This is a genomic window from Streptomyces sp. NPDC053069, from assembly GCF_044546895.1.
Taxonomy (GTDB): Bacteria; Actinomycetota; Actinomycetes; order Streptomycetales; family Streptomycetaceae; genus Streptomyces.
In genome coordinates this window covers 260,570-273,749 of sequence record NZ_JBITZN010000010.1, presented here as the reverse complement: position 1 = coordinate 273,749, position 13,180 = coordinate 260,570, and the positions used below count along the sequence as shown (strand labels likewise).

Annotated in this window: 13 protein-coding genes; 5 read left to right on the top strand and 8 right to left on the bottom strand. The window is 71.9% G+C overall.

All coding sequences use genetic code 11. The features are described 5' to 3' along the window. Positions 1-33: 33 nt before the first annotated feature. The 4 genes from ACIGXP_RS24520 (at position 34) to ACIGXP_RS24505 (ending at position 3,520) form a co-directional block, all read left to right on the top strand. Positions 34-687: a hypothetical protein gene (locus tag ACIGXP_RS24520; RefSeq protein ID WP_363220776.1), complete on the top strand. Its 654-nt coding sequence runs from the start codon at positions 34-36 to the stop codon at positions 685-687. Continuing rightward, a complete protein-coding gene (locus ACIGXP_RS24515; RefSeq protein ID WP_399771481.1) occupies positions 684-1,460 on the top strand; it encodes a glycerophosphodiester phosphodiesterase in 777 nt (258 codons plus the stop codon). The genes ACIGXP_RS24520 and ACIGXP_RS24515 overlap by 4 nt, the downstream gene beginning before the upstream one ends. A gap of 57 nt (positions 1,461-1,517) precedes the next feature. Then, the gene (locus ACIGXP_RS24510) at positions 1,518-2,867 is read left to right on the top strand and encodes an MFS transporter (RefSeq protein ID WP_399771478.1); all 1,350 of its coding nucleotides are present in this window, start codon (positions 1,518-1,520) and stop codon (positions 2,865-2,867) included. Positions 2,868-3,145: 278 nt separating this feature from the next. Then, positions 3,146-3,520: an RNA polymerase-binding protein RbpA gene (locus ACIGXP_RS24505; protein WP_003977404.1), complete on the top strand. Its 375-nt coding sequence runs from the start codon at positions 3,146-3,148 to the stop codon at positions 3,518-3,520. Positions 3,521-3,660: 140 nt separating this feature from the next. Here ACIGXP_RS24505 and fxsA read toward each other — a convergent pair whose 3' ends face one another. The 4 genes from fxsA to ACIGXP_RS24485 form a co-directional block, all read right to left on the bottom strand. Then, positions 3,661-4,215 (bottom strand): FxsA family membrane protein, encoded by a 555-nt coding sequence (fxsA, locus tag ACIGXP_RS24500; protein WP_399771475.1) that lies wholly within the window; start codon positions 4,213-4,215, stop codon positions 3,661-3,663. Positions 4,216-4,300: 85 nt separating this feature from the next. Next, positions 4,301-5,098 (bottom strand): polyprenol monophosphomannose synthase, encoded by a 798-nt coding sequence (locus ACIGXP_RS24495; RefSeq protein WP_399771473.1) that lies wholly within the window; start codon positions 5,096-5,098, stop codon positions 4,301-4,303. Positions 5,099-5,650: 552 nt separating this feature from the next. Continuing rightward, complete coding sequence (locus tag ACIGXP_RS24490; protein ID WP_399771470.1) at positions 5,651-7,264, bottom strand: amidohydrolase; 1,614 nt, start codon at positions 7,262-7,264, stop codon at positions 5,651-5,653. Positions 7,265-7,378: 114 nt separating this feature from the next. Further along, a complete protein-coding gene (locus ACIGXP_RS24485) occupies positions 7,379-7,819 on the bottom strand; it encodes an Lrp/AsnC family transcriptional regulator (RefSeq protein ID WP_069782031.1) in 441 nt (146 codons plus the stop codon). 177 nt (positions 7,820-7,996) lie between these two features. On the opposite strand from ACIGXP_RS24485, the gene ACIGXP_RS24480 reads away from it, so the two are divergent. Beyond that, on the top strand, positions 7,997-8,431 hold the full coding sequence (locus ACIGXP_RS24480) for a hypothetical protein (protein WP_399771467.1): 435 nt from the start codon (positions 7,997-7,999) through the stop codon (positions 8,429-8,431). Between the two features lie 7 nt (positions 8,432-8,438). Here ACIGXP_RS24480 and ACIGXP_RS24475 read toward each other — a convergent pair whose 3' ends face one another. The 4 genes from ACIGXP_RS24475 to ACIGXP_RS24460 all read right to left on the bottom strand — a co-directional run bounded on the left by ACIGXP_RS24475 (position 8,439) and on the right by ACIGXP_RS24460 (position 13,122). Next, positions 8,439-9,536, bottom strand: coding sequence for a phosphotransferase family protein (locus ACIGXP_RS24475; protein ID WP_399771464.1), 1,098 nt, complete (start codon positions 9,534-9,536; stop codon positions 8,439-8,441). Between the two features lie 14 nt (positions 9,537-9,550). Then, positions 9,551-10,651: a hypothetical protein gene (locus tag ACIGXP_RS24470; protein WP_399771463.1), complete on the bottom strand. Its 1,101-nt coding sequence runs from the start codon at positions 10,649-10,651 to the stop codon at positions 9,551-9,553. Between the two features lie 342 nt (positions 10,652-10,993). Beyond that, positions 10,994-12,166, bottom strand: coding sequence for an acyl-CoA dehydrogenase family protein (locus ACIGXP_RS24465; protein WP_399771462.1), 1,173 nt, complete (start codon positions 12,164-12,166; stop codon positions 10,994-10,996). A gap of 299 nt (positions 12,167-12,465) precedes the next feature. Beyond that, positions 12,466-13,122 carry a TetR/AcrR family transcriptional regulator gene (locus ACIGXP_RS24460; protein WP_399771459.1) on the bottom strand — a complete coding sequence of 219 codons (657 nt, stop codon included), beginning with the start codon at positions 13,120-13,122 and terminating at the stop codon, positions 12,466-12,468. Between the last annotated feature and the right edge of the window lie 58 nt (positions 13,123-13,180).

Below are 13,180 nucleotides of genomic sequence, written 5' to 3'. Positions count from 1 at the left end.
ATCAGGCCACCGCCACCACCCAGGGGGTATCTCATGTCCACTCCGCGTCGGCTCGCACGACGATTGGTCCAGCTCTACGCCGGACTCGCGCTCTACGGCGCCAGCGCCGCGCTGCTGCTGCGCGCGGGCCTGGGCATGGAACCCTGGGGCGTACTGCACCAGGGCCTCGCGAAGCTGACCGGGCTGACCATCGGGGTGGTGTCGATCATCGTGGGGGCGGCGGTGCTGCTGCTGTGGATCCCGCTGCGGCAGCGCCCGGGACTCGGCACGGTCTCCAACGTCTTCGCCGTGGGCCTCGCGATGGACGGCACGCTCGCGCTCGTCCCGGACGCGCACTCCCTGGCTCTGCGCGTCGCGCTCCTGCCGGCGGGGATCGTGCTGAACGGCGTGGCGACCGGCCTGTACATCTCGGCGCGTTTCGGCCCCGGTCCGCGCGACGGGCTGATGACGGGTCTCCACCGGCGCACCGGCCGCTCGATCCGGCTGATGCGGACCGGGATCGAGGTGGCGGTCGTGGTCACCGGGTTCCTGCTGGGCGGCACCATCGGGGTCGGCACCGTGCTGTACGCCGTGTCCATCGGACCGCTGGCGCAGCTGTTCCTGCGGGTGTTCGCCGTCCCGGCGGCATCGGGCGGCAGCACGGTGGTTGCCACCGCGACACCGGAGCGAGTCATACTGCGGCCGTGACCCTCACGACGCCGCCCATACGCCACCCCTACCTCGACCATCCCGGCCCGATCGCCTTCGCCCACCGGGGCGGGGCCGCCGACGGGCTGGAGAACACCGTGGCGCAGTTCCGGCGCGCGGTCGAGCTGGGCTACCGCTACATCGAGACCGACGTGCACGCCACGGCCGACGGCCGCCTCGTCGCCTTCCACGACTCGACGCTGGACCGGGTCACCGACGGCGCGGGCCGCATCGCCGACCTGCCGTGGGAGGACGTACGGCACGCGCGCGTGGGCGGACGGGAACCGGTGCCGCTGTTCGAGGAGTTGCTGGAGACCTTCCCCGAGGTCCGCTGGAACGTCGACGTCAAGGCGGAGCCGGCCCTGCGTCCCCTGCTGGAGCTGATCGAGCGCACGGACGCCTGGGAGCGGGTCTGTGTGGGCTCGTTCTCCGAGGCCCGGGTGCTGCGCGCCCAGCGGCTGGCCGGGCCGCGGCTGGCCACCTCGTTCGGCACCCGCGGGGTGCTGAGTCTGCGGCTGCGCTCATGGGGCCTGCCGGCCGCCGTGCGCCGGTCCGCCGTCGCCGCCCAGGTGCCCGAGGCCCAGTCGGGCGTCCCGGTGGTCGACCACCGTTTCGTCCGCGCCGCCCACGCGCGCGGACTTCAGGTGCACGTGTGGACGGTCAACGAACCGGAGCGCATGCACCGGCTCCTGGACCTGGGAGTCGATGGCATCATGACCGATCACATCGACACGTTGCGCAAGGTCATGGAGGACCGCGGCGTCTGGGTCTGACCACCCGGCCGCCGGGACCTGAGCCTTCGCAGTTCAAGCGGGGAAGCGAGGGCACGGGTGGGAACCGACACCGTGCGGGCGCAGACGGCGGACGACTCCGCCGGGCTGCGGCGCGAGCAGCGCGGCTGGTACTTCTACGACTGGGCCTGCTCGGTCTATTCGACGAGCGTGGTGACGGTCTTCCTCGGGCCGTACCTCACGGCGGTCGCCGAGCGGGCCGCGGACGCCGACGGCTATGTGCATCCGCTCGGCGTCCCGGTCCGGGCGGGCTCCTTCTTCGCCTACTCGGTGTCCCTTTCGGTGGTCCTGGCGGTCGTGGTGATGCCGCTCGTGGGCGGCGCGGCCGACCGCACCGGCCGCAAGAAGCCGCTGCTCGCGGCGGCGGCGTACACCGGAGCCGCCGCGACCACGGGCATGTTCCTCCTCGACGGCGACCGGTATCTGCTCGGCGGGGTGCTGCTGGTGGTGGCCAACGCGGCGCAGTCCGTCGGGATGATGCTCTACAACTCCTATCTGCCGCAGATCGCCCCGCCCGAGCAGCGCGACGCGGTCTCCTCGCGCGGCTGGGCCTTCGGTTACGCGGCGGGCTCGACGGTCCTCGTCGCCGATCTGGTCCTGTACTCCGCGCACGGCTCCTTCGGCCTGAGCGAGACGGCCGCCGTCCGCGTGTGCCTGGCCTCGGCGGGCCTGTGGTGGGGCGCCTTCACGCTCGTACCGCTGCGCAGGCTGCGCGACCGGCAGCACGCGCGCGTGGAGCGCGCCGCGGCACCCGGGCTCAGGCAGCTCGCGGCGACGGTCCGGGACATGCGCCGGCACCCGCTGACGCTCGCCTTCCTGCTGGCGTACCTCGTCTACAACGACGGCATCCAGACGGTGATCACCCAGGCCTCCGTCTACGGCTCGCAGGAACTGGGGCTGGCCCAGTCGACGCTCATCGTGGCCGTGCTGCTGGTGCAGGTGCTGGCGGTGGCCGGGGCGCTGGCGATGGGGCGGCTGGCACGGACGTACGGCGCCCAGCGGACGATCCTCGGCTCGCTGGTGGCGTGGACGGTGACCCTGGCGGCCGGCTATTTCCTGCCGGCGAAGGCTCCGGCGTTCTTCTTCGTGCTGGCCGCCGGGATCGGGCTGGTCCTCGGCGGCAGCCAGGCACTGTCCCGGTCGCTGTTCTCTCATCTGGTACCGCCCGGCAAGGAGGCCGAGTACTTCTCGGCGTACGAGGTGAGCGACCGCGGGATGAGCTGGCTGGGGCCGCTGCTGTTCGGCCTGACCTACCAGCTGACCGGAAGCTATCGGTCCGCGATCGTCTCGCTGGTGGCCTTCTTCGTCATCGGATTCGCCCTGCTGGCACGGGTGCCGGTGCGCCGGGCCATCGGCGAGGCGGGCAACCCGGTTCCGGAGATTATTTAGCTTCGATTTAGCGCTCAACACAAAAGGGCGGTAGTGTACGCCTTTGGCCTGCCAGGCGTACCGTTACTGCGCGTCAAAGATGCCGAAACGCTGGGTGACATCTGCTTGCAGATGTGACAAACCGGGCGCCGGTGGGTACAACAAGGGGCGGCTACGACGGCGACGCATGACCCGGAACGGGACACGGAACGGGAATCTTTACCGCCGACCGGACGTTGACCGGATGACGACGACAGCGACACCTGTCCTGTGGGCGACAAGCCCGGGAGGCACGATTCATGAGTGAGCGAGCTCTTCGCGGTACGCGCCTCGTGGTGACCAGCTACGAGACGGACCGCGGTATCGACCTGGCCCCGCGCCAGGCCGTGGAGTACGCATGTGAGAAGGGGCACCGATTCGAGATGCCCTTCTCGGTCGAGGCGGAGATCCCGCCGGAGTGGGAGTGCAAGGTCTGCGGGGCCCAGGCACTCCTCGTCGACGGCGACGGCCCTGAGGAGAAGAAGGCCAAGCCCGCGCGTACCCACTGGGACATGCTGATGGAGCGGCGCACCCGTGAGGAGCTCGAAGAGGTCCTTGAGGAGCGCCTGGCGGTTCTGCGCTCGGGGGCGATGAACATCGCGGTTCACCCCCGGGACAGCCGTAAGTCGGCGTAGTCCCTGCGGGGCTGCGCCAAGATACAGCGCACGTCAAACAACCGCGGGCGCCGTACGTGAACTCGACGTACGGCGCCCGCGGTTTTGTGTTCCGGTGCGGCTTCGTGCAGCCACCGGCCCCTGGGACGGGCTGCTGGGCCTCACCGCGTCAGCGGCGGCCGCTGCTCTCCCGGCTCGGGCCGGTCCTCCCTGATGACCTCGCCCTGCACCACCTTGCCGTCGGGCCGGTGGATGCGGGCCTGCTGGAAGGCGTCGCCGAAACTGCCCGGGGCGGCCGTGCGCAGCCGCTTGTCCAGAGCGTTCTCGGCATAACGGCTCACGGCCTTCTGCACCGGCGGGAGCAGCAGGAGCAAGCCGGCCGCATCGGAGACCAGGCCGGGGATCATCAGCAGCAGGCCGCCGAGCATCATCAGGCCGTTGCCACCGCCGCGCTCGGGCGAACCCCCGCGCTGCAACGCCTCGTTGAGGCTCTGGAAGGCGCGGCGGCCCGCCCGCTTGATGACCACGGAGCCTGCCATGAAGCCCGCGACGAGCAGCAGGAACACGGCAAGCCCGCCGACTGCGCCCGCGACCACGGTCAGCAGCCAGATCTCCAGCACCAGCCAGGCGGCGACCCCCAGCGGCAGATACCTGCGCAGCCGGGAGCGCCGGGGCCGGGTGGCGGTGTACGGAGAGGTCGGAGCGCCAGTCGTCATGCTCCCAGTGTGCCTGGCGGCGCCTCAGCGCAGGATAAGAGGGTGATCGACCGGAGCCGGCGGACGGCCCGGGGCCGACAGGGGCCTACGAGCTCCGCTTGTTCTTGCCGGTGAGCTTGGCGACCCGGTCCCGCGCACCCCAGGCGGTGACCCGCCACAGCGCCTCGATCAGGATGTCCTTGCTCATCTTGGAGTCGCCGAGTTCCCGCTCGACGAAGGTGATCGGGACCTCGACCACGTGGTAGCCGGCCTTGACCGCGCGGCGGGCCAGGTCGACCTGGAAGCAGTAGCCCTGCGAGGCGACCTGCTCCAGACCCAGCCCCTGCAGGGTCTCACGGCGGAACGCGCGGTAGCCGCCGGTGATGTCGCGCAGCGGCAGATCGAGTGCGAGCCGGGAGTAGAGGCTGCCGCCGCGGGAGATGAACTCGCGGGACTTGGGCCAGTTCACCACCCGCCCGCCGGGCACCCAGCGGGAGCCGAGCACCAGGTCGGCGCCCTTGAGCGCGGTGAGCAGCCGGGGCAGCTCCTCGGGCTGGTGGGAGCCGTCGGCGTCCATCTCGATCAGCACGCCGTAATCGCGCTCCAGGCCCCAGCGGAAGCCCGCGAGGTAGGCGGCGCCGAGGCCCTCCTTGCCCTTGCGGTGCATCACCTGGACGTTGCCGTCCTCGGCGGCCAGCTCGTCGGCGAGCTTGCCGGTGCCGTCGGGGCTGTTGTCGTCCGCGATCAGTACGTGCGCCTCGGGGACGGCCTTGCGCACCCGGCCGACGATGGTCTTGATGTTCTCCGCCTCGTTGTAGGTCGGAATGATCACCAAGGCTGTCCCGAGCGGACCGAACTGCCTCCCCTGGGCCTTGGCCGCGAGGGTCCCGTCGCCGTCGTTCACTGCTGCCCCTTCTGGTTGTACGCAGGATCCACCATAGTGGTCACCGCCTGGTAAGACGTGCCGACTTGTACGTATGGCTGTGTCGATTCCACAAGAGTGGGGTAAGAATGCTGCTTTGGGCATCTTCGAGGCACGCCGTCGGCGACTTCCCGCCACGGCGGATGGGGGCCCGGCGCCCTTCGGGCCGACCTGGGACCCGCTGGCTGCGGATCGACCGAAAGCCGTTGTCTACTGAGCGCACGGGCCCCACCCGGGTCACACCTTGCCGGGCCGGAACGTTCCCTCGGCGGCGCGGGCGCTGAGCCTGGCTCCCAGCGACGATGCCCGGTACGGCACACCGTCCCTGACCCAGCGGCGCTGCGACGAGTTGCGTGAACGCCTCCGGTCGGGCGTCCGGTGGTGGACTCGGACGAACCTACCGGCCCTCGGCCGTCGACTGTCAACAGTCGTCTGACCTGCTACGACACTCCGGACGGGCCGGTCACCGCAGAGGATGCGCAGGTCGGGCGGCGGGGCGCCGGCGCCCCCGCTCCGCCGCGCCACCCCCGTAGATCACTCGCCCGGCCGTACGAACACCGTCCGTCCGCCGACCACGGTGCGCAGACAGACCGGCAGGTCGCGGCCCGGGGTGAGGTCGGGCAGGCCGGGCGTGCCGGAGCGGGGGTCGGTCGACCAGCGGGCCACGCGGTCGTCGGGGGCCTGGACGATCAGCTCGTCGGTGCGCCAGACCGCGTAGTCGGCGGGCGCGCCCGGCACCAGGACGCCCGCGTCGTCCCGGCCCACGGCCCGCCAGCCGCCGCGCGTGTGCGCCGTGAACGCGGCCCGTACGGAGACCCGGTGCTCGGGCGTGCGGTGGAACGCGGCGGCACGGACGGTGCCCCAGGGGTCGAGCGGGGTGACCGGGCTGTCGGAGCCGAAGGCGAGGGGCACACCGGCCCGCAGCAGGGCCGCGAAGGGGTTGAGGGTGCGCGCCCGTTCGGCGCCGAGGCGGCGGGCGTACATGCCCTCCTCGCCGCCCCACAGCGCGTCGAAGGCGGGCTGGACCGAGGCGATCAGGCCCAGCTCGGCGAAGCCGGCGACGGTCTCCGGGGTGAGCATCTCGGCGTGTTCGACGCGATGCCGGGCGGCGCGGATCCGGGCGAGGCCGAGCTTCTCCGCGGCGGCGCGCACGCCCTCCACCACGGCGCTCACGGCGGCGTCGCCGATGGCGTGGAACCCGGCCTGCAGACCCGCCTCGGTGCAGGCGACGACATGGGCCGCGACGGCCCCGGCGTCCAGGTAGGCGGTGCCGGCGTGGTCGGCGTCGGCGTACGGCTCGTGCAGACAGGCGGTGTGCGAGCCGAGGGCGCCGTCGGCGAAGAGGTCGCCCGCGGCGCCGACGGCGCCCAGCTCCCGCGCCTTGTCGGCATTCCGCTCGGCCCAGTAGCCGACGACGCGTGGGCCGGGTACCTCGGCGGCCACCTGCAGCAGGCCGGTGAAGTCGTCCTCGGAGGAGATCTGCGGTCCGCCGCACTCGTGCACCGAACCGATGCCGAGGGAGGCCGCGTGGGCGAGGGCGGTGCGCTGGGCTTCCGCGCGCTGGGCGGGGGTGATCGCGGCGAACGCGGCCTCGCGTACGGCGTGGTGGGCGTCCCGGGTGAGCGGGGCGTCCGCGCGCGGGAGGTCTTTGGGGATCAGGTCCAGCAGGGCGGTGGTGACGACCGCCGAGTGCGCGTCGATGCGGGACAGGTACAGCGGGCGGCCGCCGGTGAACTCGTCGAGTTCCGCCCGCGTGGGCGGGCGGCCGCCGGGCCAGCGGGCGGCGTCCCAGCCGTGGCCCAGCAGGACGCGGTCCTCCGGGCGGGCGGCGGCGAAGTCGCGTACCAGGGCGAGGGCAGCGTCCAGGGAGGGCGCGTCGGACAGGTCGAGGCCGGTCAGGGCGAGGCCCGTGGCGGTGGTGTGCACATGGGCGTCGGTGAAGGCGGGGGTGACGAGGGCACCGTCGAGGTCGACCACCTCGTCCACACCGTCGGCGAAGGCGTCGGCGGCACCCTCGGAGCCGACCCAGGCGACTTGGCCGCGCTCCACCACCATCGCTGTGGCGAAGGGGTCGGCGGGGCTGTGCACCTCACCTCGGCGCAGGAGGACGGTCTTGTCGGGCTCGGGGTCGGCGGTGCGGTCGCTCATGGCGGACAGTTTCTCTCGCCGCCGGGGCAAAGCTGCATCCGGGGCGTGTCGGCACGGCACCCGGCACCGGCGGCCGTGCCCGCCCTCCCCCGTCGGCCCTGCGCCCGGCGGTGCTCAGATCCGCGGTGGCCGGGCCTCGTACGGTGTCGACAGCACGACCGTCGTGCGTGTCGAGACCCCCGCCAGGCTGCGCAGCCGTGCCAGCAGCTCCTCCAGCTCGTGCGGGGTCGCCACCCGTACCTTGAGGATGTAGTTCTCGTCGCCGGCGACGCTGTGGCAGGCCTCGATCTCCGGAACGCCGGCGAGGCGGTCCGAGATGTCGTCGGGGGCGCTGGGGTCGAACGGTTTCACCGAGATGAACGCGGTGAGCGGCAGCCCGACGGCCTCGGGGTCGACCACCGCGGCATAGCCGCGGATGACGCCACGCTGTTCCAGCCGGCGCACCCGCTGGTGCACGGCCGACGTGGACAGGCCCGTGGCCTTGCCCAGGTCTGTGTAGCTCATCCGCCCGTCCTTGACGAGCAGCTGCACGATCTGTCGGTCCAGCTCCTCCATGGCGCCAAAACCTACAGTGCGCTTGATCCCCGCACCTGCACGCGGCATGTGACGAACGCCACACGCCCCGAACAGGCTCCGTGATGTTCTCGTGATTACCGCCGAGGACGGACGGGAAGTGCTTGCTGTGGTCGAGGCCGCAGCGCCGTCACGGCCCAGCCTTAGGGGGAGAATCCCATGCAGAGTGTCCATCGCCCTGGTCGATCCGCGTCCAAGCGGCAGCAGCCGGTCGTCGAGCCCGAGCCGGAGGGCGTCGAACCCGACGTCTTCGACGACGAACTGGACGCCTACGACACCTTCGAGATGTACCGGGTGATCTGCCCGGACTGCGCCCAGCCGATCGCGCTGCTGGCGGACGAGCAGGTCCTGCCGGAGCACGCGCTGTGCGTCTCGCCGTGGAACCCGTTCGGTCTCACGGTCTGTGCGGGTACGGGTCGCAAGGCCGACGAGGCCCGCCCCGCGGACGAGTCCGCCGGGCCGCAGGAGCAGGACACCGCCCTGCTGCTGACGCTCCCCCAGGGTCTGAACTGGCGGACGCAGCCCTTCTCGCACGCCGGCGGCCCGGGCTCGCGCCCGATGCGCGTGCCGGCGCTGCGCCGCCAGGCCGCCTGAGCCCGCCTCACCGCATCCAGTAGGTGCCCTGCACCATGGCGCGCAGGCTGCCGTGGTGCAGGATCAGTGTGTCCGGGTCCGCCGGTACGGCGACCTCCCCGAAGTACGCCTGACGGTAGGCGATGCGGAGCATGACGATCGCGTGCCGCAGCGCGGCGTAGAGGGTGTGGAAGTCCATGTCCTGCGGGGTGTGCCCGGTCAGCCGTGCGTAGCGGGCCTCGACGCGGTCGCGGCGCAGGAGGTCCGGCAGTCCGCGCTGCCCGGAGGCGACCGAGAGGTCGTGGAAGAAGCGGTGCAGGTAGATGGTCCAGCCGAGGTCGACCTCGCGCGGGGCGAGCGCCGCCATCTCCCAGTCCAGGACGGCCACGGGGTCGAACCCGTCGTAGACGATGTTCCCGATGCGCGCGTCACCCCAGGTGAGGACGGTTTCGCCGGGCTCGCGCGGCCACAGTTCCTCCAGCCGGTCGAAGGCGGCCTCGATGAGGGGTGAGCGGGGCAGGCCGTCGATCACCCAGGAGTAGTAGGCGCGTTGGGCCGTCACATGCCGGCGCAGCGCGTCGCCCGTACCGGGCGGGGCGAGGAACCGGACCTCGGCCACGGGCACTTGGTCGTGGAGTCGGGCCAGCAGGCCGACGGTCGCGGCTTCCAGGTGCTCGCGTTCGGCGTCGCTCGCGCGCTGCAGCCAACTGCCCTCGTAGGTGTACGGCATGACGTCCGGGGGCACGCGTCCGGCGACCCGCTCCATGACGAAGAACGGCGCCCCGAGCGGAGCCGGATCCTCCTCCAGCCACAGCACCCGGGGTACGGGCACGTCCGTGTGCCCGGCCACCAGGCGCAGGGTGTGGTACTGGCGCGCCATGTCGTACTCGGGGAAGACGGTGTACGCCCGCGGGTCCGCCGCCAGCCTCAACGCGCAGGAGCGGCAGGGAGTTTCGGGGTGCTCGATGTCGAACAGGAGGGTCTCGCTGGACATGCCGTTGGATTCCGGGACGGTGACGCCGGTGGCCTTGGCGCCGGGCAGCCGGGTGCCGAGCCAGGCGGTGAGGCGCCGGGCGAGGTCCTCGGGGTCGCGGGTGGTGGTACGGGGACGCGGTGCCGTGGCCATACCGGGGTCCTCCCTCAGGGCGCGACCGAGTCGAAGCCGGTGAAGCCGCTCGGGTCGTGCCGGCCGAACGAGCCGTGCTCGAAGATGCCGTGACCGGTCCGCCCGTCCAGCCGGAAGCGGGCGGAGTGGTCGGTGACGCCGTAGGCGGCCAGGGGGTGGGGCAGGGTCATGTCGTACGTGCGGCGGTCGGTCCAGCCGGGGCCCCGCCAGGTCCCGTGCTGCCAGTCGTCCGCCGGCGGGTAGCCCGCGCCGAGCGCGAGTGGCGAGGAGGTCAGGATCTCGGCGTCCAGCTTCCGGGGTCCGCGTGCGTCGCCGAGGTGGATGACCGCCCGCTCCGGGTGGCGGGTGCCGGAGCGGTAGGTGATCTCGGCCTGGGGCCAGCCCAGTTGGTGGTCGCGGCGGCCCGGCCGGACGAGGGTGGCGTCGTTCAGGGAGCGGTGGCCGTCGGCGTCCTCCTGGACGATGACCATCAGGAAGCGGTCCTCGAAGCGGACCGGGCACCAGATCCAGTGGAAGCCTTCGGTGGGGTGGTCCGCGGCGAGCCGCCCGCCGTCCTCGCCGGGCACCGGCCGTACCCCCCAGCTGCGGTCCCGGGTGCCGGTCCAGCCCTGGGCGGTGACCCGGAACTCCTCTGCCCCGGCCCGGATCACACCCTCCGCGGTGCCCGCCTGGACGAAGCGGCGGCCTTCCAGGGTGAGCCGGTCACCCCGGCGCTGCAGATGGTGGGGCTCCCAGAGGGCGGAGAAGGCAGCCGTCCAGGTGAGGTCGTACGACAGCTGCTCGTCCTCGCAGATCAGGCGCAGCTCCTCCAGCGGGCGCGGGACCTCGATGCGCAGCGGGCCGGCGGCGAGCCGCATCCGGTCCTCGCCCAGGGCGTCGGAGGCGCGTACGGCGTGCAGGGTGTCCCCGGTGCGCAGGGTGGCGTAGGCGTCGATCACGCCCAGGTTGGGATAGACGCCCAGGCCGAGGATGAGCAGGGCGCGCCCGGCGTGGTCGAAGACATGGAAGATGCAGCGGTCGTATGCGTTGCGGTCGCCGGTCGCCACATGCTTCATGGACAGCGGCACCTGGTGCACCGGGTATTCGTCGAGCGGTACGGGACGGTCGTCGGCCACGGACACCCCCTGAACGATGGTCGGCGACGGTACGTCAGTTGACCGCAGGTGGCCAGAGGGGGGAACCGGACAGGGCTGAACTGACGCTCGATACCGCCGGGCGGTGACCTGCCCGGCCGCTGTCGCGTTGCCCGGGTATGACCCCCATGTACACGGCCACCGGGCGTCAGCGCCGCATCTTCGTGCCCCGCCCGGCAGAATCGGTTCCGCCGCCCATGCCGCAGGACCCGCCCATCTACCGCGATCTCATGCGGGCCTGGGCCGACCGGGGCCGGACCCTGCCGGGCCGCCACGACCCGGAGTGGATCAGACTGGCGGCCCCGACGGTCCGCACGGGACAGTTCAGCGGCCTTCGGGTCCCGCCACGTGACGGGCGATGACCATCCGCTGGATCTGGTTGGTGCCCTCGACGATCTGCAGCACCTTGGCCTCGCGCATATAGCGTTCGGCCGGGAAATCGGCGGTGTAGCCGTACCCCCCGAGTATCTGCACGGCGTCCGTGGTGACCTTCATGGCCGTGTCGGTGCAGTGCAGCTTGGCCATGGCGGCCTGCTTGGCGAACGGCTTGCCGGCGTCGCGCAGCCGGGCCGCCGCGAGGTACAGCGCGCGGCCGGCCTCGATCTGGGTGGCCATGTCGGCGAGCATGAAGCGCAGGCCCTGGAAGTCGGCGATGGGACGGCCGAACTGCCGGCGCTGGGTGGCGTAGCCGACCGCCTCGTCCAGTGCGGCCTGGGCGAGGCCGATCGCGCAGGCGGCGATGCCGAGCCGGCCGGAGTCGAGGGCGGACAGGGCGATGGAGAAGCCCTGCCCCTCCTCGCCGATCCGGCGGTCGTCACCGACCCGGACGCCGTCGAAGTGGACCTGGGCGGTGGGCGAGCCCTTCATGCCCATCTTCTTCTCGGGCACCGCGTCGCTCACGCCCGGGGCGTCCCCGGGGACCAGGAAGGCGGTGATCCCGCGCGGACCCTCCTCGCCGGTGCGGGCCATCACGGTGTAGAAGTCGGCGATGCCGCCGTGCGTGATCCAGGCCTTGGTGCCGTTGATCACCCATTCGCCGCCCTCCGGGAGGGCCTTCGTACGCAGCGACGCCGCGTCGGAACCGGCGGACGGCTCGGAGAGGCAGTACGCGCCCAGCAGGCCGCCGCCGAGCATCGCGGGCAGATGCTCGACCTGCTGCTGCTTGGTGCCGTAGGTGGCGAGCGCGTAGCAGGCGAGCGTATGCACGCTGACGCCCAGGCCCACGGTGAGCCGGGCCGCGGCGAGCTCCTCCAGGACCTGGAGGTAGACCTCGTAGGGCTGGTCGCCGCCGCCGTACTCGGAGTCGTAGGGCAGGCCGAGCAGGCCCGATTCGGAGAGCAGGGTGAAGACCTCGCGCGGGAAGCGTCCCGCGTCCTCCTCCTCGGCCGCCTTCGGCGCGATCTCGCGCTGGGCGATGTCCCGGACGAGCGCGAGCAGATCCCGCGCCTCCTCCGTCGGCAGTTGACGCTCCACCGGCTGCGGGTCGCGGTCGGGCATGGCGTCGGTCTCCTCCCTGTTCGGGCACCGGCGGTCTGGCCCGTTGGGTGGGGGCGGCTCCGCCTGGTCGTTCCGTGATCGCCGAAGGCGCCCTCTCCCGGGTCTCGGAAGCGGCTGACCAGCGGCTGTGCGCAGTGAGTATGCCCGATCGGCGACCTCCCGTCACCAGTTAACGACCGCTTACTTCAGGAAAGTCGATGATACCGAGAGTGCGGGAGCAGGTACATTGCGTGACCACGGCCGGCGCCGTCGGCCCGGCCGCACCCCAGGGACCCCAGAGCTGCCGGGCTCTCGCACGGTCAGCCGTCGCGGCGGGCCGGCCGCGGTGCCGGATAGGCGGGGTCCAGCTCCTCGACGGCGCGCAGGGCTCCGCCGAGCGTCTTCACCAGCAGCGCGCGCATGCTGGCACGGGACAGCTCTCCGGGGCGGTCGATCCAGTCCAGGGTCGCGCCCTCGACGCTGCACACCCAGGAGAGCAGGCCCATCCGGGCCAGCGGAGCGATGTCGCTGCGGCCGTACGCCCCTTCGGCGATGGTGGCGATGATGGCCTCGCGCACACTGTCCCGGATCGCGTGCACCTCGGCGTCGAAGCCGACGCCGCCGCTGACGATGGTGCGGTAGGCGGCCTGGTGGTGCTCGGCGTAGTGCAGATAGCCGTCGATGGTGCGGTGGACGCGGTCCACGGCGGGCATCTCCAGGCCGCCCGCGGCGGAGGTGACCAGGTCGGCGACGGAGTCCTGGATGATCGCCAGGTAGTAGCCGCGCTTGGACCGGAAGTAGTAGTAGATCAGCCCCTTGGCGACATGTGCCTGGCGGGCGATGTCATCCATGGACAGCGCGTCGTAGGACGTGTCGGCGAACAACTTCCGGCCGATGGAGATGAGTTCGGCGCGACGCGCCACCGAGCGCTCGGTACCGTGCACCCTGGGGCGGACGGCGGAACGCTGCTGAGGCATATTCAATTTCGACCCTGGTCTGGGAGGTCGGCGGGACATCCGCAGTATGTCAGAACAT

Bases quoted from the DNA above. Each gene is read 5' to 3' on its own strand.
- ACIGXP_RS24465 (WP_399771462.1), bottom strand. From the start codon at position 12,166: ATGCCCGACCGCGACCCGCAGCCGGTGGAGCGTCAACTGCCGACGGAG.
- ACIGXP_RS24480 (WP_399771467.1), top strand. From the start codon at position 7,997: ATGCAGAGTGTCCATCGCCCTGGTCGATCCGCGTCCAAGCGGCAGCAG.
- ACIGXP_RS24490 (WP_399771470.1), bottom strand. From the start codon at position 7,264: ATGAGCGACCGCACCGCCGACCCCGAGCCCGACAAGACCGTCCTCCTG.
- fxsA (WP_399771475.1), bottom strand. From the start codon at position 4,215: ATGACGACTGGCGCTCCGACCTCTCCGTACACCGCCACCCGGCCCCGG.
- ACIGXP_RS24475 (WP_399771464.1), bottom strand. From the start codon at position 9,536: ATGGCCACGGCACCGCGTCCCCGTACCACCACCCGCGACCCCGAGGAC.
- ACIGXP_RS24460 (WP_399771459.1), bottom strand. From the start codon at position 13,122: ATGCCTCAGCAGCGTTCCGCCGTCCGCCCCAGGGTGCACGGTACCGAG.
- ACIGXP_RS24520 (WP_363220776.1), top strand. From the start codon at position 34: ATGTCCACTCCGCGTCGGCTCGCACGACGATTGGTCCAGCTCTACGCC.
- ACIGXP_RS24505 (WP_003977404.1), top strand. From the start codon at position 3,146: ATGAGTGAGCGAGCTCTTCGCGGTACGCGCCTCGTGGTGACCAGCTAC.
- ACIGXP_RS24485 (WP_069782031.1), bottom strand. From the start codon at position 7,819: ATGGAGGAGCTGGACCGACAGATCGTGCAGCTGCTCGTCAAGGACGGG.